We start from the raw sequence: 20249 nt of genomic DNA on the forward strand, positions 1-20249 counted from the left end.
GCTGACACGCGGTTAATTATACGCGATTAACCAATTAGGGCGCGATAAATCGGGCGCTGCCGCTGACATAACTGCGCACCTGACCGGCGGCGTTTTCAATACAAATGCCGCCGTGCGCATCAATCCCGCGATATATCCCATTGATTTGTTGGGCATTATCCGCGTGATCGCCCAACGTCAAGCAAATCGCCTGCCCATTGTACTCGTCAAATTGCCGCCAGCGGGCGCAGCCGCGTGCGCAACCGACCTGCTCGAATTCCGCGCAGGCAATGAGTAATTCATTTAATAGCGCCGCCGCAATCGTATTGCGACCGCCGTTAGGTAATTGCCCGCTCATCACGGTGAATAAATCAACCGCCGGCTGGTCAATTGCGTTTAAGTGCGCCGCTGGTATCTGAACATTAATACCAATGCCAATGATGAGCGTGGTTAGTTTGGGATGAACTCGGCTGGTTTCAATTAACACGCCGCCCAATTTGCGCCGCTGCCAGTGTAGATCATTTGGCCATTTAAGCGCTAATGAGGATGCGCCAAGTGCGGTTAATGCCGTTGCAATGGCCGCGCCAATCACTAAACTCAAGCCGTTTAATTGCGCGAATTGATGGCGGCTGTGCCACAGCAATGAAAAAGCTAATTGCGCACCGCGTGGTGATAGCCATTGTCGGCCATTGCGCCCCCGCCCGGCAAATTGAAATTCAGCAAAACAACAACTGCCGCTGGGTGCGTTATTCTGCCGGGCATGATTCAATAACCAAGTCTGGGTCGAGTCCAGTTCATTAAAAACGTGCAATTCACCGAGTGATGCTTGATGATTGTGCGGCAGTGCGGCGCGAATGAGAGCAGAGTCAAGCGGGAGCAAAATGGCGTCCTGATATTCAGCATGAAGTGTCGTGTCACAGTGTGAAAAATTCACAGTTTTATCTTAATAAATAATTGGAACAGCAAATATGAATCCGACATTTTATTTAATTGTTTTTGCATTGACTGCGTTCGTGTCACAATTGAGTTTCGCTTATGATGAACCAATTGTGATTGGTCACGGGCGTTACCTGTCAACGCCTGAACAACAGGCATTGTTTCGCATGTTAGAGCAATCAAAACCCACCGCAGATAAACAGCAATATATTGAAGCGTATCGCAATTATTCGGCGCATCACGATCAAACAGATCGAATTGCGGTATTACAATTCACCCGATTCAGCGCCGTTGTCAATCCAGACTGGTATCAAAAAACGAAAACGGGTAATGAAATATTAATGATTTGTTTTGGATGTGAAGAGGGCATTCCAATTAAAGAACGTGTGCGGCGCGAAACGCATCCAACACACCTGTATGATATTTGGATTTTTTCAGGCGAGTTCATTCTATTGGATAAGCACCCGCAGTCAGGCGAATGGCATCTATTATACAGTGGGGGAGCAGAATAGACTTTCACAATTTAATCGTTCCCCCGCCCGCGCAGCGGAACGATCAAAAGTTTATTCCACCGCCATCACGCTGTCTAATAACGCCGGGATATTGGCAATTGCTGCATTGCGGGTAATGACATCAGCCGTCACACCTTCTAATACTTCGGTGCCAGCGGTGCGTAATTGCGCTTGCTGCGCGGGTGATAACGCAGTATAAATTATACCGCGTTCATCTTGCGCATCGGCAAATGCCAATCCCACTTGGGTTAAATGGCGGAAGCGCATCATATCATCGGCCGCATTATCATTTGCCCAGCCGCCGTTAATCATCGCAATAATTAACTCATGCCGCGCCGTATTGCCCGCTGCTAATTGCGCTAACCAATAAGTTTTACCTTCGAGATCAGCGGCGCGATTAAAGATATTTTCATACAACGCATCCACCAGCGCTTCATCACCGGCATCCAGTGGATAACGCACCTGCACCAATTCATTATCAAAAAAACTCTGCGCAACCGACGTGGGCGTCCAATGATCATCTAATAATTTATTCACCCAATAACGCAGCCCTTCGCTATCCGGCGCATACCCGAGCGTGGCAATGTAGATTTCGGTGATTTGCCACGCCAGCGCCGCCCGTTCAGACGCCCGCGGTTGGTAGCTGCTGAAGCGGAAATTTTGGTGCGGCTCTGACCAGCGCAGCGTCAAGGCATCACCGGCGAGCGGAAAATTGGTCACGCGCTGTTGCTGTTGGACGCCTAAAATCACGCCCAATCCGCCCGGCGTGGCGACGGTGAAACGGCGAGTTTCAACGGGTAAATCGTTGATATTTAACGTAATCTGATGTTGCCCGTCGGTAAAATCATTCCAGTTAATCGCCAGCGCGTAGCCGTTATGACTGTCACCGCACACCGGTTGCGTGTCTTCGCGCTCGCTGCCGTAGGGCAGGGTGAAGGTCACGACGCCGTCGAGCGTAGCCGTCAACTGCGCCGCGTCACACGCCCAGCCGCGCAACAATGTATTGCCGCTCTCAAAGCCATTCGGCAGCGGACTTTCCCAATTGTGCAAAGTTGCCGTCGCATCCCGCGCTGCGTAGCGCAAGTCAGGCGCCGCGACCTGAGTACTGCCGGTCACGACAAAGTTTTGATGCGGTTCTGACCAGAGCAGATTGGTGCTGATGCCGGCGGCGGGAAAATTCGCAACGGTTGCAGCGGCCGCCGCGCCCTTGAGGTAAGCCGTGCCGAGCGTGACCACGTCAACGGTGACTTGCGTCGTGATCTGACCATCGGCCAGCACCGTCAGCGTGTGTTCACCGTCGCCGTAATCTGCCCAGTTGATCGCCGCCGCAAACCCGTTGGCCGTATCACCACACAGCGCGGCACTGTCGGGACGTTCCGCGCCGTAAGCGGTACTAAATGCTGGAAAATCATCCACTTGCAAACTGACCGTCGTGGCCGCGCACACCCACCCGTCCACAACGCCGATGCCACTTTCGACGCTGCCGTTGAGCGGATTGCTGAGTTGGTACGGATTGGACAGCTCCGCAAAGTTGGCGGTCACTGCCGTGCTGCCGCCGACCGTCACTTGACAATCGGCCGTGCCGGTGCAGGCGCCGCCCCAGCCGAGTAGTTGCCAGCCAAGCGTGGGCGTGGCGGTTAAAATCAGTGTCGTTTCAATCGGATAGGTGACGATGCAACTGCCGGGGCAATCAAGATCGTCCAGGTCACTGGTGACATGCCCGGCACCGCTGATCGTGACTGTCAAAGTCAGGGGTTCAAAGCGGGCGCGGACGGCTTGTGCCGCGTCCATCGTAACGATGCACTCTGGTTCGCTACCAAAACACCCGCCGTCCCAGCCGGTGAACACCGCGCCAGCCGCCGCTTGGGCGGTGAGGGTGACTTGGCTGCCACGCGGGTAGCTGCCGCTGCACACGTCTGGGCAGTCAAGATCGCCCGAATCAGCAGTGACGCGCCCCAAATCCGGCTGGTCGAGAGTGACGCTCAATAACGCGAGCGGTGCCGCAAAAGTGGCCGTGACTGACTGCGCGGCGCTCATGGTGACGGTGCAGGTGGTCGCAGTTCCCGAGCAGGCGCCGCCCCAGCCGGTGAAGGTTGCATTGAGTAGTGGCGTGGCGGTTAAAGTAACGACGGTGTTGGCCGCAAATGTCTCGCTGCAATCCGTTCCGCAGGTGATGCCGGCGGGGTTGCTGGTGACACTGCCGATGCCGTTGACCGAGGTGGTTAACGAGTAAGTGCTTGTATTAGCAGCAAAAGTGGCCGTGACTGACTGCGCGGCGCTCATGGTGACGGTGCAGGTGGTCGCAGTGCCGGAGCAGGCGCCGCCCCAGCCGGTGAAGGTTGCATTGAGTAATGGCGTGGCGGTTAAAGTAACGACCGTGTTGGCCGCAAATGTCTCGCTGCAATCCGTTCCGCAGGTGATGCCGGCGGGGTTACTGGTGACACTGCCGATGCCGTTGACCGAGGTGGTTAACGAGTAAGTGCTTGTATTAGCAGCAAAAGTAGCCGTGACGGAGGTCGTTGCTTGGTTGGCAGTGACGGTGCAGGTGGTCGCAGTTCCCGAGCAAGCGCCGCTCCAACCCGTGAAGGTTGCGCCGGCGACGGGCGTAGCCGTGAGGGTGACGGCGGTATTGGCGGCAACCGCTTCGGTGCAATCGCTGTTGCCACCGCCGCAGTTGATGCCGGCGGGACTGCTCGTCACCTGACCGTTGGCGGATACATTCACCAGCAACATGGGCGTGGTGAAAATCGCCGTGACCGACTGCGCGGCGGTCATGTTGACGGTGCAAGTTGTCGCGCTGCCGCCACAGTTGCCCGCCCAACCGGTGAAGAGCGCACCAGTTGCGGGCGTGGCTGTCAAGATCACTCGCGAAGTCGCGGCAAAGGCTTCGCTGCAATCTGCGCCGCAGTCAATGCCGGCGGGACTACTGGTGATCGAGCCGTTGCCACTGACGGTGGTTGTCAAGGTGTAAGTGTTTGTTACAGCGGTGAAATCTGCCGTGACTGACTGCGCGGCGCTCATGGTAACGGTGCAGGTGGTCGCCGTACCTGAGCAAGCGCCGCCCCAGCCGGTGAAGGTCGCGCCGTTTAATTCAACTGCCGTGAGGGTGACGACTGTATTGGCCGAATAAGCCGATTCACACAAGGTCGCGGTGCTACTGCATTCAATACCGGCTGGATTGCTGGTGACTTTACCATCGCCAGTGCGGGTGACAGTTAATAGATAATTGCTGCTGGCCGTATTATCGCGCACTAGGCGCACGACATTTGCCCCTAAACGAACGCCGCTATCGGTTGTGCCGTCGGCGAAATGAATTTGCCACGACATGGTTTCATAGTCGGCCGATGGCGAACTGCTCCAATAATACGAGTTATGCGTATTCGGAAATACCGTGTCGTTAATTGCCTGATCAATTCGGCAGTTTTCAATTAAACTCGCTAATTCTTTACGATTTGGCAGCCGCCAATCGGTATAGTTTGCCCACGTTGAGGCCTCGGCTAAACTTAACGCATTTGACCAATCAAAGGTCGTGGGTTCACCCGAACAGCCATTGGTTGCGGCATTCCAGGTATTCCCTTCAGTGCATCTTTTCCACATTAAACCAGTGCGGGTATCCAACACCGTGCCATTGGCGTTAATGGTGTAAACATTGTCAGGATTATTAGCAGTTAATCCAGTTATGCAGGTCACGGCTGGCGCGGTTTCAATCCATAACAACGCCATTAAACTGACGATTACATGCAATTGTTTTTTCACCGCCGTTACTCCCCTGCTGACTTTAATCCCGCCGCTTTTTTTTCAAAAAAGCGGCGCCAATATTTCAAGATTTATTGCCAAGTCCCGCGCACTAATCGCACAGCATAGGCGCCATCATAAGAATGACTATAAACATTGCCGTAAGCAAAATCTATTTTCCACGCATCCGTGCCATTAGCATGGCGGGAATTGCTCCAATAGTATTTGGAATACTGATTATCAGCATCGACTGTATTGGGAAAGTAATTGATATCAATGGTGGGATTTGCAGTGCCTAAATTCATAATACTTTCAAGTTCTTGGCGCGTTGGTAATCGCCAATCAGTGTAGTCACATAACGCGGTTGAATTGACTTTATCAATATAGTTTTTGGTATTGCAGGGCACCGCCGTCACGCTGCCGAGTGTATTATTACAAGTGGTGGAATCACCGACCGCGCCAATTGCTATGCCATCTTGGATGGTGTACCAGGTGTAAGTATGATCTTTATCACGCAAAAAAGAATTGTCATTGCTGTCAGTTTTCACTTCCCAGGTTAATCCAGTGACCATGTCATACACACAAGATGTGCTAACGCGAGTAAAACTAAATCCCGCGTAACCATCGGTGCTGGCATTAGTTGCGCTTTGACTATCACGCCCGTATTGCGCGTCTTGACCGCTTGGATCACTCGTTAAACACGCTGTGTTATTACCTGACGCGGCGCCACCGCAGAATTGAATGCCAGTATCATTTAATTGCACGGCATGCAATGGCATGATGACTGTTAATGCTGCAATTCCGAGCCGATATGAATACATGAGTATTTACACCTCATCAATACATTCAATGTCAATCTAATTGATCATTCCCACGCGCCGCGTGGGAACGCTTGCGACAAACACTTGATGAACTTAGTCAATGATAACCTGAGCTACATCGCTCCTAATTTAATACAAAATCATTCGATAGTTGATAATTAAACTAAACCCATTAGTCATCGTCACCATGCCAAGTGGTAGTAGAGCTATCTTCAGTTAATACCCGCCCGCGGCCACTTAAAATAGCTTGCGCTAATTCACCTAAGTTGCGTAGTGCCGCTTGATTGCCGCTTTGATTCACAAATGTACAGGCGGTGGTTAATGGGCTAATCCAGGTTAACCGCAGGCGTTGGCGATCACCCGCTTCATTCGGCCAATCAATTTCAAACCAGGTGCCCAATGGCGTTTCACGCAATTGTTCAATCATCGCCTGCACGGCGAAGGTTTGATTGGATTGATGCACCGTATTGACGGTTGATGATGCAGTTGCCCCATTGGTCAGCGGCGGCGGCGCGGGAGCATCGAGGGTGAGCAACTCAGTTGGCGGTAATTCTTTCAATCCTTGTTGTAATTGAGTTGCATCAAAGGCGTCGGGAGATACCACCGCGGCGGGCATAACACGATTCGCCGCGGCGCTTTGATACTGACGCACCCGCTCGCGCAACGCTCGGGGATTCCCCAGCAGGGCATTGGCGGTAGTGAACACGGCGTGATTGTGGCTACCCAGGCGGGTGATGCCGTTGAAAATCCGCTGGCGCAGGCGCGGCAGGGCTTGAATGCGTTGTTGCAGTTCACTGGGGCTAAGTTGCGGGTCAAACAGCTCTACCAGTTGCGTCGCCGTTGCCACTGCTTCGTGCCACGCTGCACTATCGGGGCCCTCATCTTGCCGCAAGAGGATGTAAGTTAGCAAGTCTTGCCAAGTGCTATCGAGGAACTGACGGATGACATCCGGCAGGGCGTGGTGCGCGGTCAACAGGTGCAGCACTTGACTGGCGCGCTGTTGGGCGTGACGCGACGGTAGATGCCCGCGTACCAGTTGCGCGGCGCGAGGTTCGAGGCGTTCACTCGGGCGGCGCTGCTCGGTCATCTGGCGGCGCAGTTTGCTGCCAAGATGGTCAAATAACGCCACGTCAGCCTCGGCGGTTTGCAGCAGGCGATCAACGATTTTTTGCACCGTCGGGAAAATGCCGTGGGTTAAATTGGATTCATCAACCCACAAACTGCCGGCCTCGATCAGATCAGAGAGCAACTGCCGCGCTGGGTGGCGATGATTGGTCAGCAGCGTCTGGTCACGCAGCGCCAGCGTCAGATACAGCGTGTGCAGGCAACTGAGTTGCGCTTTGACCACCGCCGGCAAAAGCGGGGTGGCTAACATGTCTTCAAACCACGTCCCAACGCTATCAACCACCGCGTGCGCGGTGTCCAGTGAAAAACGACTGGTTGAACGCCGGACGGCGACGGTCTCCATTTCAACCCGCGTACTCAAATCAGTTTCAGTTGCCGCGCCGGCCGGCGGCGGTGTCACCCCCAGCAGCAGCGCCCGCAAACGGACATCCAACGGGGTGGCAGCCGATAGTGCGGTCAACAGGTGACTGGTGGGTGGCGCGGCGGCTGCAACGGCGCCGCGACGCACTGTGACTAATTCGAGGATGCTGGCAAACAGATCGTGATTGGCGGACGCGGGGGTGATTGCCGGCAGCGGCGCAGTTTTACCCGACCGCCGGTGGCGCAGGTTGATCGGATGGGTGCGTTGCAAAATACCGGTGTTGCGTAACAGGTTATTCAGTTCGGCATACAGCACGGCGGCGTGATTGGTGACGTATTTTTGCAGCAGCGCGTAGAGAATGATTTTTACCCCCGCGTCCAGTGCCAGTGGCGCGAGGGCTAACTGAAAACTGCCGACCAATTGCCGAGGGCCACCGGGGATGTCAGCATCCTTGAGTTTGCGCCCGTGATTAATCATCGCCAGCCGCTGACTGAGGGCGTACAGCTCGGGAAAACAGCCGGCATTGGCGGTGATGATGAGATTTTCCGTGGCGAGCATTTCTTCGGCGGCCAGCGGTGCAGGGTCACTGGTCACTGGCTCGGTCACGCTCGGCGGCGCGGTGGCAGTGATCTCCGCCGGCGGTGGGGTTAAGCGCGCTCGGATGCAAAACTGCGCCAACTTGTTGGTCAATTCGGCATCAATGCGCGCCAACATCGCCGCCCGCTGCCCGTTTAGTGTGGCAACCAGCGTAGTCACCCGCGGGATGGCTGGCGCATCGCCGATGTGAACCGCGATGGTCAACAGCGTTGGCTCAACCCGCTCGAACACCTGCGCAAAACTGGGCTGGCAAAAGGTGGCGACACAATTGCCATACTGCTGCATCACCTGCGTGTAACGCTTGAGCAGTTCCGGATCACGTTGCGAAGGTTTAGGCATGGGTTATCGGCAGGTTTGGGTGGCGGTGGGAAATAGTAATCAAATAACGGTGGGGCGCTCAACCGCCGCGTTATTCAATCTTCACCGATCACGCGCTCATCACGCGGCGTGGACAGCAGGCGCTCGGCTTCGGCTTCGGTGGGGGCAAACATCAGGCGGTAGTCGTCACTGACCTCGGCGGGGCGTTCACTGCGTAATTTGCGCACGAGCGCCCGCGCTTCTTTGTAATCACTCGTGGTATTCAAATGCGTTAATTGTCGCGGCTCGGCAATTTGATATACAAAATAGGGCATGATAATTTACCTTTATCATTCAATTATTTGATCGTTCCCACGCGCCAGCGTGGAAACGGTTTAATCAATTAACCCCGTCATTTTTGAATGGGTGACGGCACCGCAGGACCAGCGCCCCGATGTTGGGATTGAATCGCGGCAAATTCAGCGGCCGTCACCTGACCATCTTTATTCTGATCGAATTGATCGAACCCCGGCGCATTCGCTAAACCACGCATTTGATAACCCTGTTGCGAGCGTTCGGCAATTCGTGCAGCGCGGGCCTGTTCAAATTCATCCCGCGTTAATTGCCCATCACCATTCGCATCAAATGTACTGAACGCCGGCATCATCATGCGCCCCATACCCGCGCCGCCACCCGCCGCACCGAATGGTGGTTGCGCATCACTAGACAGTGTCATAAATAATAAACCGCCCACCGCGATGGTGGTAGTCAATTGACGTAATTGACGATTTTGCATAACCAATTCCTCTTTAATTGTGATTGACCACCGCATTCAAAATGCGGTGGATTCGACGTGACGCGCTAGGTTGATAAAATGATGCGGTGCATACGCGCCCCGCATCCGACGGATTTATCATTAAACAGTAATTGATTTAATGTTTTGCGGATGAGCGCCGCGTCACTAATGGTCGCGCATCTGCACGAATACGATCCAGTGTGGTAAATACCCGCCCGCTGCTGTGTTCCAAATCCCCCAGCAATTGTAATAACGCGGTGTAATCCGGCCCCCCAGTTTTTTCCAATGCTGTCAAAATGCGCTGCGTTGACGTATGCACCTGCGCATGGGGTTTTTCTAATTCGGCATAATTGCGGGAATGGGCAAAAAACTGTTTGCCTTCGCCGCGTTCATACCATTGCCCTAAACGGCATTGATGATGGTCAACAAAATTAAAGGCCGGCTGGCCGGTACTAATTGACAAATAGGTATTGACTTTCCAAATCACATGATCGAGTTTTGCCAAACTCATAAATACGCTATCTGACATGGATAACACATCACTACAGGTATCGTCCACATGATTATGTAATTGATTCAAATGCGTTTCAAAGCCGGCCACGGTGCCGTTAATTTCCCGCGCATTATTAACTAACTTGGCCGAGTTGGCTTCAACATTATTAATATTACCCAGCATATTTTGAATCACATCGCGGATTTCACCAATCGCCAATTGGGTTTTATCGGCTAATGCGCGCACTTCACCCGCCACCACTGCAAAGCCGCGTCCTGCCGCCCCCGCCCGCGCTGCTTCAATTGCCGCGTTCAATGCTAATAAATTGGTCTGCTCGGCAATGGTGCGAATTAACGTTAATACCGCGTTAATCCGCGAGGCGTGTACCGATAATTGCCCGACCACCTGATCTGAATCTTGCGCAATCGTTTCTAATGAACGTAAAAATCCGGAAATCTCGGTCACTTCAGCCGCGACTGAATTAAAATTGCCCGACAAATTATCAATTAACGACAAGCTGTGTTTGGCTTCATTCACCGATTCAGCCAGATTGGTTTGAATATCTTGTAAGCCCGTGCGGACGTGTTCATTTTCATACGTCATTAACGCCGAGAGCTGGCTTTGTTGGTCAACCACATGATCGCGCTGCGCGAGGATTTGGCGTAATTCCTCCACTTCGGCCCGCAATTGGGTATTTTCGGCAATTAATAGCGCATGTTGATCATTCCAATGACGCGCTTGTTGTTCATGTTTTGATTTTGCAAACATCATAGTAAGCACTCCTCACTCCTCCAACCGTTTTGTTATATTTTTCGCCAACACGTCCGGTGCAATTGCCATCGCACCAGACGGTAATAATCATAAGCACTTTTGTGCGTCTCGGCAGGGTCAATATGACCCGCCGACGGGTTTAACATTTTAGAATGACGCACTTGCTACGTTTATACCGTCCCACATCCTTCACTCACTCAACCGAGTCACTGCTAAACATGTCACCACCTTTGCTGAAACCAACTCCACCAACCGCCGCGCTCACCAATCAACCGCCGGCGCTGATGCTGCAATTACGCCACGCCACCGCCGGTATTCACACCGCCACGGAAGAATTGCCGCTGATGCGCCAGGTGTTAGCCCCGACGGCCACATTACAAGCGTACGTCCGTTATCTGATCGCGTTGTATCAGGTGTATTTGACCGTTGAACCGCTGCTGTATGCCGTCTGTTCGCGGATTACCCTGACGCAATTGGCGATCTACCCGAAGCTGCCAGCGTTGCAACAGGATTTATTGGCACTGGGGCAGCACGGGGCGTGGTTGCCGCTCGCGGGTTGGTCAAGCCGAATGCGCGAGTTGGTGACGGATGAGGCGACGGCGCTGGGCGGGTTGTATGTGTTGGAAGGGGCGACGCTCGGCGGGCGGGTGATTGCGCGCCAGTTGAAACGCCAGTGGTCAACGTCGCCCGACCCGCTGCCGGTCGCCTTTTTGGAATTTCGCGGTGACAGCGCGATTGCGGCCGGTTGGCAGCAGTTTGGCGCAGGTTTGGATCAGATAGCGCGACAATCGGCGCATCCGCACGAGATGAGCGCGGCGGTGGTGAGCGGGGCGCAGCGGGTGTTTCAAGCATTGCACGCGGCGTTGGGGGAAACGGCGGCGCATTGATTCACATTTAAGCGGCGTCACGCATGGAGAGATTAAAGATGGAGCAATTGGAATGCTGCGACTTATTTAGCGAAATAGAACCGCTCACCATGACAATTGATGAGGCAGCCGCTCGTTTAAAAGTCTCTACTGCCACTATTCGTAATTGGATTAAAACCAATTATTTAAAGCCGGCGGGTAATGGCAAGATCACGTTAGGATCATTGGAGAATTTTGAAAAGGCAATTGCTGGTCAAGAAAAACTCAACCAGCGGGCGAATAAATCGCTAAAAGATTCACACGATCATAATAAAACAACAGCCAACTTGATTGATAAGCTCGCTTCATCTGGTGAAGAATTAGAGAGGATTGGCGATGAATATGAAGCGAGTTTATCAGAATCTTACCGCAATAAAGAGGGGATTTATTATACACCGGCGGCGGTTGTGTGTGATTTATTCGCGCAACCAGCGGATGACATTGAACATGCAACATTCTGTGATCCGTGTTGCGGAACGGGCAACTTTATTGTTCGTGCAATCGCGCTAGGATTTAAGCCAGAGAATATTGCTGGCTATGATGTTGATCCGATTGCGGTTGAAATAACCAGGTCGCGCATTTTTAAATTGACGGGCTGTAAAACTGCGCATATCAAGGTTGCTGATTTTTTAAACATCACAGTCAATAACAGCGCCCCCCAATTTGATTACATCTACACCAACCCGCCCTGGGGGAAAAAAATTGACAAGTCAATAAGAGACGCTATTGGATTGAGACTGGGCGCGGGATCAAGCATAGACACTTGCGCGCTCTTTTTCTTTATGTGTTTGCAATGCCTCAAGGAGAATGGACGTTTAGGATTACTATTACCAGATGCCTTTTTTAATATCGCGGCGTTTGAAAATGCGCGAAACAATGCGCTGCATTGGTCTATTGAACGCTTGATTGATTATGGAAAGGTATTCAAAGGGTTGGTGACAAATGCACAGGCAATTGTGCTTAAAAAGCAGGCATCTGCTCCGGTCGCAACCATTGTGTGTGAGACTAGGCGCAGTAGTTATGAAAGAGTGAAAAGCTCGTTCTCATGTAATCCAAAATCCATATTAAATCTGTACTGCGATGATCGGGATGCGTTGACGTTGCAATACTTGATGTCAATACCACACATCACATTAAAAAATCACGCTGCTTGGGGATTAGGTATTGTCACGGGCAATAATAAAAAGTTTATTCAATCTTCGCCGCAAGACGGGTATATTGCTGTTTATAAGGGCGCGGATATTTTAGATGGGAAATTAAAACCCGCAACCAGTTTCATCCCCGCTGATATGAGTTTTTATCAGCAAGTTGCGCCACGTCACATCTACGATGCAAACGAGAAACTGGTTTATAAATTTATTTCCTCAAGATTGCGTTTCTTTTATGATGATCGGCAGCGCTATTTTTTGAACAGCGCAAATATGTTAATTCCTGATATAGATTTCCCAATTCCCCCCCAAGTGCTGGGGGCGCTGTTGAGTAGTGATTTGATGAATTGGATGTTTTCTAAAGTTTTTAACACCCATAAAATACTGCGTGGTGATTTAGAATTGCTGCCGATTTATAGCCAGTTTCTTTACGGGGCGACGCGCTTTGATGAGGAAACGTATCTCGATCATCTGCAAATCAAGCGGGATGATACTGGCACTTACAGAATTGAAAGATAGATTAGTTGCCGCGTTCAGTGAGATAAGAATTAGTGGGGCGCAGTTGAGTCAGTTGTTGATTGAGCGTTCCCATGCTTTGGCGTGGGAACGATTAAAAAAGTGTCTGTCGTGCATTGCTTTTTAATGACCATCAAATAGGAGATCGCTAATGAACAAACCTCGGATATCATCGTTAATCGTTTGTGCTTGCTTGTGTTTTGCGACGACGGCGTGTGCTAACGATGAAGTGCGTACCTACACAGCGAGTGATTATAAGACAGTCGTTCAGACTGATTCATTTGATGATGGATTGCGCGCCTACATTGCCGGCGATTACGCTAAAGCATTCCAAATCATGCAGCTATTGGCGGAACAGGGCGATGCAAAGGCGCAGTACAACCTAGGCGTGATGTATGAAAAAGGTCGCGGCACCAAGCAAGACTATGCCGAGGCGGTGCGTTGGTATCGCAAAGCGGCTGATCAGGGACATACAGAGGCGCAGTTCAACCTCGGTGTGATGTATGCCGAAGGTCGAGGCGTCACACAAGACGATGCCGAAGCGGTGCGTTGGTATCGTAAAGCGGCTGAACAAGGCTTTGCAGGGGCGCAGCTCAACTTAGGTGTGATGTATTACAAAGGTCGGGGCGTCACACAAGACTATGCCGAGGCGGTGCGTTGGTATCGCAAAGCGGCTGATCAGGGACAGGCAGAGGCGCAGAACAACCTAGGTGTGATGTATGCGGAAGGTCGAGGCGTCACACAAGACTATGCCGAAGCGGCGAGTTGGTTTCGCAAAGCGGCTGATCAGGGGGTTGCAGAGGCGCAGTGCGACCTGGGTTCAAAGTATTACGAAGGTCGGGGTGTTGAGAAAAACCATGCCGAAGCCGTGAGTTGGTATCGCAAAGCGGCTGATCAGAGCTATGCAAAAGCGCAGTTCAATTTAGGTGTGATGTATGAAAAAGGTCAAGGCGTCGCACAAGACTATGCCGAAGCCGTGAGTTGGTTTCGTAAAGCGGCTGAACAGGGCGATGCAAAGGCACAGCACGCCTTGGGTGTGATGTATGAAAAAGGTTTTGGCGTCACACAAGACCATGCAGAAGCGCTGAGTTGGTATCGCAAAGCGGCTGAACAAGGCTTTGCACAGGCGCAGTACAACCTAGGTGTGATGTATGAAAACGGTCGGGGTGTCACACAAGACTATGCCGAAGCGGTGCGTTGGTATCGTAAAGCGGCTGAACAAGGCTTTGCAGAGGCGCAGAACAACCTAGGCGTGATGTATGAAAACGGTCGCGGCACCAAGCAAGACTATGCCGAAGCGGTGCGTTGGTACCGCAAAGCTGCTGATCAGGGGGTTGCACAGGCGCAGAACAACCTAGGTGTGATGTGCAAAAAAGCTCCAGATGGCGCACGAGACTATGCCGAGGCACTGCGCTGGTTTCGCAAAGCGGCTGATCAAGGCAATGCAGACGCGCAGTTCAATTTAGGCGTGAGTTATCTTGCAGGTCACGGCGTTCCACAGAATTATGTTGAAGGCCTTAAATGGTTCATTTTGGCAGAGGCCGCCGGGAACGCGAATGCGACTAAGGTGCGCACTGAGCTGTCTAAGTTGATGACCCCCGAGCAAATTGCCACCGCCCAGCAACGAGCGACGGAATGGACGCAAAAACGGCAAGCTGCCGCGCCGCATTAAACTGTTACCGTTGTCAATTCTGAGCGTTCCCATGCTTTGGCGTGGGAACAATTAAAAAAGTGTCTGTCGTGCATTGCTTTTTAATGACCATCAAATAGGAGATCGCTAATGAACAAACCTCGGATATCATCGTTAATCGTTTGTGCTTGCTTGTGTTTTGCGACGACGGCGTTTGCTGATTCATTTGATGATGGATTGCGCGCCTACATTGCCGGCGATTACGCTAAAGCATTCCAAATCATGCAGCTATTGGCGGAACAAGGCAATGCAAAGGCGCAGAGCAACCTAGGTGTGATGTATGAAAACGGTCGCGGCGTCGCGCAAGACTATGCCGAAGCGGTGCGCTGGTTTCGCAAAGCGGCTGATCAGGGCGATGCAAAGGCGCAGCTCAACTTTGGAGTGAAGTATTTCGAAGGTCGTGGCATCAAGCAAGACTATGCCGAGGCACTGCGCTGGTTTCGCAAAGCGGCTGATCAAGGCTTTGCACAGGCGCAGAGCAACCTAGGTGTGATGTATGCCGAAGGTCAAGGGGTTACACAAGACGATGCCGAAGCTCTTAAATGGTTCAAATTAGCAGAGGCAGCCGGGAACACCGACGCGACTAAGGCGTGTGCTGAGCTATCTAAGTTGATGACCCCCGAGCAAATTGCCACCGCCCAGCAACGAGCGACAGAGTGGATGCAAAAACGGCAAGCGACCGCACCGCAGTAGACTGTTACCTTCCCAAACTAGCCGGGCTGTTAAGTTTCTCATTCACTCAACTGTCATTCTCGCGCCAGCGGGAATCCAGATCGCACAATTGCTGGCTTCCCGCCGTCGCGGGTGAGAAGCGCGATTTTAGTTGTTGATTTATCAGCACTTAACAGCCGTCCCCCCAAACTAGGAACTCAAACCATGCACATCCTCGGTTGCGGCTACATCGGCTGCGCCCTCGCCCGCCGCCTCATCGCCAATCAACACCCCGTCATCGGCGTCGCCCGCAGCGCCAGCAGCTGCGCCGCCATCACCGCCACCGGCGCCACCGCCTGTCAACTCGATCTGGAACACCACCCGCTCGCCGCGCTCCACTGCGCCGATCAACTGGTTTTCCACAGCGCCCCGCCGTCCAGTCACGACGACCAAGATCATCTAACCGCCCGATTAGTCTCACATTTTTTATCCACCGGCAACCCGCGCCGCGTGGTGTACCTCAGCACAACCGGCGTGTACGGCGACTGTCACGGTGACTGGGTGGACGAAACCTGGCCAGTTCGCCCACTCGCCGCCCGTGCCAAACGCCGCGTTGATGCCGAACAGCGCCTGCAAACTTGGGCAGCCGCCAGCGGTGGCGAACTGGTGATTTTGCGCGTCGCGGGCATTTACGCCGCCGACCGCCTGCCGCTGGAACGGTTACGCAACGGCTTACCAGTGGTCGCAGCCGCCGAAGCGCCCTGGTCAAATCGCATTCACGCCGACGATCTAGTCACCATTTGCCTCGCCGCAATGGAACGCGCCCCCGCCGGGGCGATTTACAACGTCTGCGACAATCAACCCAGCACCATGACTGACTATTTTTGTCAGGTCGCCGCCGCCGTCGGCTTACCCGCCCCGCCGCAAATCCCGCTATCCGCCGCCCCCGCGCACCTCTCCCCCGGGTTACTGTCTTACATGCAAGAATCACGGCGGCTGCGCAACGACAAGGTGTTGACCGAACTTGGTGTTACACTGCGCTACCCAACGCTGGCCGACGGCTTGGCTGACCTGCACCCGGTGACGTGATAACTCATGCGCGACTTGACCGATGACTACGCCGCCCTGCCGCATCACGGCACGATGCGCCTGCTCGAACAGGTCAGCGCGTGGGATCAGGCGCAGATTCACTGTTTAACCACCAGTCACCACGCGCCCGACAACCCGCTGCGCGGTGCCGCTCACCTGTCAGCGGTGCAGAGCGTCGAATACGCCGCGCAAGCCGCCGCGTTACACGGGGTACTGCTCGGGCAATTGGCGGGTGACAGCCCGGTATTATTTCTCGGCGCGGTGCAGAATTTAGTGTTACACATCAACTGGTTAGATCAGGTCGCCGCCCCGCTGCACGTCACCGCCCAGCGCGACGCGGCCGTGGGCGTCAATGTGCGCTATCATTTCGCCGTGTTCACCGCTGACCAACCCGTCGCCAGCGGGCAATTAACTTTATTACGCAGCGCCCTCGTCCGCCCATGATTGGCAATGAACTTTAATTCACCGCCCGCCCTTCACCTTTGACAGGATTATTAACGTGACCGCGCAATCTTCCTGCACCCTCGTCATTTTCGGTTCCACTGGCAATTTAGCGCAAATTAAATTATTACCCGCGCTCTATCAATTAGAACGCGCCGGGCAATTAGCGCCATTAACCCGCATTGTCGGCTGCGGGCGACGCGATTGGTCAGATAATGACTGGCGCGATGAAGTGCGACGCATTTTAACCGCCCGTTTTAATCATCAACTCGACAGCGCCGCGCTCGATCAATTATTAACCCGGCTGCATTTTATTAACAGTGATTTGCACGACCCGTCCGGTTTTACGCAATTAACCACGCGCTTTAATACCGAAACCACCTGGCCGACCAATCGCATTTTTTATCTCGCCGTCGCACCTGATTTCTATAGCGTGATTGCCGACCAACTCGCCGCCGTTGGATTAAATAGTGAAGCGCACGGCTGGACGCGCTTGGTAATTGAAAAACCCTTTGGCTATGATTTAGACAGCGCCAAGATTTTAGCGCAACAATTGCAGCGGCATTTCCACGAACACCAACTCTATCGTATTGATCATTATTTGGGTAAAAGCACGGTGCAAAACGTGCTGGTCTTTCGCTTTGCCAATTTATTATTTGAACCGCTGTGGCAGCGCAATACAATTGATCATATTCAAATCACCCACGCCGAATCACAAGGTATTGGCAGCCGCGCTGGATTTTATGATGGCGTCGGTGCATTGCGCGACATGATTCAAAGCCATTTATTACAATTATTAACGCTCGTGGCAATGGAACCGCCGCCCAGTTTAGATGCTGAAGCATTGCGCGATGAAAAGGTGAAAGTCCTGCGTTCTATTCGCCCCATTCCCCGCCAAGCCGTTCACGCCCACGCCTTTCGAGCGCAATACCGCGCTGCTGATGTTAATGGACGTTTATTACCCGGGTATTTAGACGAACCCAATGTTGATCCACACAGCGTCACCGAAACCTATGCCGCATTAAAGCTCTACATTGATAATTGGCGCTGGCGCGGGGTGCCGTTTTATTTGCGCACCGGTAAATGCCTCGCCGCCACGCATTCATTGATCGCCATTCGGTTTCGTCACCCGCCGCAACAATTATTTCAACACACCGCAATTGAACAACTGCGCCCCAATTGGTTATTATTAAACATCCAACCCAACGAGTGCATTCGATTAGAATTACTGGTCAAAAAACCGGGGCTAGAAATGCGCACCCAAATTGAACGTCTTGACGCCAGCACCTGCACTTTTGGCCGCGATCAAATTGATGCGTATGAAGCGTTAATTCTGGATGTGATTGAAGGCGATCATTCGCTCTTTTTACGCTATGATGAAGTTGAATACGCCTGGCGCATTGTGGATCCGGTGATTAAATTGTGGGCAACTGAACGCGCCTTTATTCCCACCTATCCCGCCGGTTCATGGGGGCCGGAAGAAGCCAGTCGTTTATTTGATAAAGACGATCAAGCCTGGCGCAATGGGTTAGACGAATAACCCGTTTACATTAACAGTTTTATTGCCAGTCAATTCACAGTATTATTACGGCACCGCGTATCACGAATCAATCAGGAGTTGTCACATTTATGACGCTAATCAATACCACTCCCGCCTGGCAGGCATTAACCGCACATTGGTCAGAAATGAACACGACGCATCTGCGTACCCTGTTTGCCAATGATCCGGGGCGGGCAGCGCGCATGACATGCACGGCGGCGGGTATTTATCTTGATTATTCAAAAAACCTCATTACCGATCACACGCTTGACTTATTATTTGCATTAGCGCGCACCGCGCAATTAGAACAGCGCCGCGAGCAGTTATTTAATGGCACGGCAATTAACACCACCGAAAATCGCGCCGTGCTGCATACCGCCTTGCGCAATCGCAGCAATACGCCAGTGATGGTTGACGGGCATGATGTCATGCCAGATGTCAATGCTGTTTTAATGCGACTGGAACGCTTTGTTAATCAAGTGCGCAATGGCGAATGGACGGGCTTTACTGGTCAAGCTATTACAGATGTCGTGAATATCGGGATTGGCGGTTCTAATTTGGGGCCGAAAATGGTTTGCCAAGCATTAAAACCCTATCAACGCCCGAGTTTGCGGGTGCATTTTGTTTCTAATATTGATGGCACGCACTTATCAGAAACCATTCGGGATTTGAATCCTAAAACCACGTTGTTTATTGTCGCGTCAAAAACGTTTACGACATTAGAAACCATGACCAATGCCCAAAGTGCGCGGCGCTGGTTAATTGACCAATTGGGTGATGATAGCGCCGTGCGGCATCATTTTGTCGCCGTTTCTACGAATACCGAAAAGGTCACAGCATTTGGAATTGATCCCGCGCAAATGTTTGAATTTTGGGATTGGGTTGGCGGACGTTATTCACTGTGGTCGGCAATTGGATTACCAATTGCATTAGCGATTGGCTATGATAATTTTACCGAATTATTAGCCGGCGCGCATGAAATGGATCAGCATTTTCATAGCGCACCATTAGAAAACAATTTGCCCGTGATTATGGCGTTACTCGGCGTGTGGTACGTTAATTTCATTGGCGCCAGCACCCAAGCCATTCTGCCTTACGATCAATATTTAGAACATTTTGCCGCCTATTTTCAACAGGGCGACATGGAAAGTAATGGCAAACATGTCACGCATGATGGCGAGCGCGTTAATTATGCCACGGGGCCAATTGTATGGGGGCAACCCGGCACCGATGGGCAACATGCTTTTTATCAGTTAATTCACCAGGGTACGACGTTAATTCCCTGCGATTTCATTGCACCGGTGCAAAGTCATAATCCACTGGGCGATCATCATGCCAAGTTAATTGCCAATTGTTTTGCGCAAACTGAAGCGTTAATGCGTGGGCGGACATTAGAAGAAGCGGAGGCGGCGTTATTAGCTGCCGGTCGTTCTGAGGTGGATACCAAACGCCTGGCGCCGCATTGTCAATTTGACGGTAATCGCCCGACTAATACGCTATTGGTGAATGAAGTGACACCGCGTACCCTCGGCGCGTTAATTGCGCTGTATGAACATAAAATCTTTTGTCAGGGCGTGGTGTGGAATGTCAATTCATTTGACCAATGGGGCGTTGAATTGGGCAAACAATTGGCAACTATTATTCTGAAAGAATTGGAATCTGGACGGGTTTTGAACACCGAACATGACAGTTCTACTGCGGCGTTGATGGATTATTTTTTGAAAAATCGTTAATGATGTATTGGTCAAATATGACACGATTTGAATGCCGATTGATTGATGTTGCATGAAGAATGCGTTCTCACCGGTGTGTGGAAACAATCAAAAAAACAACTCACAGGCCATCA

The 20249-nt window shown here is 52.3% G+C and carries 16 protein-coding genes; 9 read left to right on the top strand and 7 right to left on the bottom strand.

Going from position 1 to position 20249, the window contains the following annotated elements:
* Positions 1 to 34: 34 nt before the first annotated feature.
* Positions 35 to 913, bottom strand: a complete 879-nt coding sequence (locus HUK38_RS00280; protein WP_182581771.1) for a biotin--[acetyl-CoA-carboxylase] ligase — start codon at positions 911 to 913, stop codon at positions 35 to 37.
* 34 nt (positions 914 to 947) lie between these two features.
* Between HUK38_RS00280 and HUK38_RS00285 the strand changes: the two genes are divergently transcribed.
* Positions 948 to 1427: a hypothetical protein gene (locus HUK38_RS00285; protein ID WP_182581772.1), complete on the top strand. Its 480-nt coding sequence runs from the start codon at positions 948 to 950 to the stop codon at positions 1425 to 1427.
* A 51-nt stretch (positions 1428 to 1478) separates the two neighbouring features.
* On the opposite strand, the gene HUK38_RS00290 is transcribed toward HUK38_RS00285, so the two are convergent.
* The 6 genes from HUK38_RS00290 to HUK38_RS15300 form a co-directional block, all read right to left on the bottom strand.
* Complete coding sequence (locus tag HUK38_RS00290) at positions 1479 to 5183, bottom strand: InlB B-repeat-containing protein (protein WP_182581773.1); 3705 nt, start codon at positions 5181 to 5183, stop codon at positions 1479 to 1481.
* Positions 5184 to 5254: 71 nt separating this feature from the next.
* Positions 5255 to 5983 carry an Lcl C-terminal domain-containing protein gene (locus HUK38_RS00295; RefSeq protein ID WP_182581774.1) on the bottom strand — a complete coding sequence of 243 codons (729 nt, stop codon included), beginning with the start codon at positions 5981 to 5983 and terminating at the stop codon, positions 5255 to 5257.
* A 172-nt stretch (positions 5984 to 6155) separates the two neighbouring features.
* Positions 6156 to 8405, bottom strand: coding sequence for a DUF1631 family protein (locus tag HUK38_RS00300; RefSeq protein ID WP_182581775.1), 2250 nt, complete (start codon positions 8403 to 8405; stop codon positions 6156 to 6158).
* A gap of 74 nt (positions 8406 to 8479) precedes the next feature.
* On the bottom strand, positions 8480 to 8698 hold the full coding sequence (locus HUK38_RS00305) for a hypothetical protein (RefSeq protein ID WP_182581776.1): 219 nt from the start codon (positions 8696 to 8698) through the stop codon (positions 8480 to 8482).
* Positions 8699 to 8775: 77 nt separating this feature from the next.
* Positions 8776 to 9159 (bottom strand): EF-hand domain-containing protein, encoded by a 384-nt coding sequence (locus HUK38_RS00310; RefSeq protein WP_238787330.1) that lies wholly within the window; start codon positions 9157 to 9159, stop codon positions 8776 to 8778.
* A gap of 136 nt (positions 9160 to 9295) precedes the next feature.
* The gene (locus HUK38_RS15300) at positions 9296 to 10423 is read right to left on the bottom strand and encodes a methyl-accepting chemotaxis protein (protein ID WP_182581778.1); all 1128 of its coding nucleotides are present in this window, start codon (positions 10421 to 10423) and stop codon (positions 9296 to 9298) included.
* Positions 10424 to 10641: 218 nt separating this feature from the next.
* Here HUK38_RS15300 and HUK38_RS00320 point away from each other — a divergent pair, with 218 nt between their 5' ends.
* The 8 genes from HUK38_RS00320 to pgi all read left to right on the top strand — a co-directional run bounded on the left by HUK38_RS00320 (position 10642) and on the right by pgi (position 20136).
* Positions 10642 to 11310: a biliverdin-producing heme oxygenase gene (locus HUK38_RS00320; protein ID WP_182581779.1), complete on the top strand. Its 669-nt coding sequence runs from the start codon at positions 10642 to 10644 to the stop codon at positions 11308 to 11310.
* A 23-nt stretch (positions 11311 to 11333) separates the two neighbouring features.
* Positions 11334 to 12995 carry a TaqI-like C-terminal specificity domain-containing protein gene (locus HUK38_RS00325; RefSeq protein WP_238787331.1) on the top strand — a complete coding sequence of 554 codons (1662 nt, stop codon included), beginning with the start codon at positions 11334 to 11336 and terminating at the stop codon, positions 12993 to 12995.
* A 148-nt stretch (positions 12996 to 13143) separates the two neighbouring features.
* Entirely contained in the window at positions 13144 to 14664 is a 1521-nt protein-coding gene (locus tag HUK38_RS15305; RefSeq protein WP_275284985.1) for an SEL1-like repeat protein, read from the top strand.
* Positions 14665 to 14772: 108 nt separating this feature from the next.
* Positions 14773 to 15375, top strand: a complete 603-nt coding sequence (locus HUK38_RS15310; RefSeq protein WP_275284986.1) for a tetratricopeptide repeat protein — start codon at positions 14773 to 14775, stop codon at positions 15373 to 15375.
* A 183-nt stretch (positions 15376 to 15558) separates the two neighbouring features.
* Complete coding sequence (locus HUK38_RS00340) at positions 15559 to 16422, top strand: SDR family oxidoreductase (RefSeq protein ID WP_182581781.1); 864 nt, start codon at positions 15559 to 15561, stop codon at positions 16420 to 16422.
* Between the two features lie 6 nt (positions 16423 to 16428).
* Positions 16429 to 16866 carry a hotdog family protein gene (locus HUK38_RS00345; protein WP_182581782.1) on the top strand — a complete coding sequence of 146 codons (438 nt, stop codon included), beginning with the start codon at positions 16429 to 16431 and terminating at the stop codon, positions 16864 to 16866.
* Positions 16867 to 16921: 55 nt separating this feature from the next.
* On the top strand, positions 16922 to 18403 hold the full coding sequence (zwf, locus tag HUK38_RS00350) for a glucose-6-phosphate dehydrogenase (protein WP_182581783.1): 1482 nt from the start codon (positions 16922 to 16924) through the stop codon (positions 18401 to 18403).
* An 89-nt stretch (positions 18404 to 18492) separates the two neighbouring features.
* Positions 18493 to 20136 carry a glucose-6-phosphate isomerase gene (gene pgi, locus HUK38_RS00355; RefSeq protein ID WP_182581784.1) on the top strand — a complete coding sequence of 548 codons (1644 nt, stop codon included), beginning with the start codon at positions 18493 to 18495 and terminating at the stop codon, positions 20134 to 20136.
* Positions 20137 to 20249: the final 113 nt, after the last annotated feature.

The sequence above is a fragment of the Thiospirillum jenense genome (assembly GCF_014145225.1).
GTDB classification, from domain to species: Bacteria; Pseudomonadota; Gammaproteobacteria; order Chromatiales; family Chromatiaceae; genus Thiospirillum; species Thiospirillum jenense.